1 protein-coding gene is annotated in these 447 nt (G+C 40.5%); it reads left to right on the top strand.

Annotated features, from left to right (window positions below; genetic code table 11):
- Positions 1 to 103: 103 nt before the first annotated feature.
- The coding region (locus tag NE664_14040; GenBank protein ID MCQ4727755.1) for a class I SAM-dependent methyltransferase at positions 104 to 447 on the top strand (344 nt) is incomplete at its 3' end.

Raw genomic sequence — 447 nt, 5'->3', positions numbered from 1 at the left:
AATACGAAAACGATGTAAATCCTGATAGCCTTTAAAAGAGTACCAACCGTCAATATTCGATGGTTGGTATTTTATTGTCAAAATTAATATTTAGAGGTGGTACATGAAAAAGATATTAGATGCTTGTTGTGGTAGCCGGATGTTTTATTTTGATAGGCAGAATCCAGAGGTAATTTATGCTGACAACAGAGAGTTGGAAACAACCTTGTGTGACGGACGTACTTTGCTGATTAAACCTGATGTAAAGATGGACTTCCGGGATATTCCATATCCTGATAACAGTTTCAAGGTTGTTGTATTTGACCCGCCACATTTGATTCATGCGGGGACGGGGAGCTGGTTGGCCAATAAATACGGAATCCTACCGACTGACTGGCCGGAGTATTTGAAACAGGGATTCAGCGAGTGCATGAGAGTAATGGAGCCTGATGGACTATTGATTTTCAA

Origin of the sequence: Anaerotignum faecicola (genome assembly GCA_024460105.1) — a bacterium.
GTDB lineage: Bacteria > Bacillota > Clostridia > Lachnospirales > Anaerotignaceae > JANFXS01.
The sequence above is the reverse complement of the archived record's forward strand: the minus strand, read 5'-3'. Positions and strand labels throughout refer to the sequence as shown.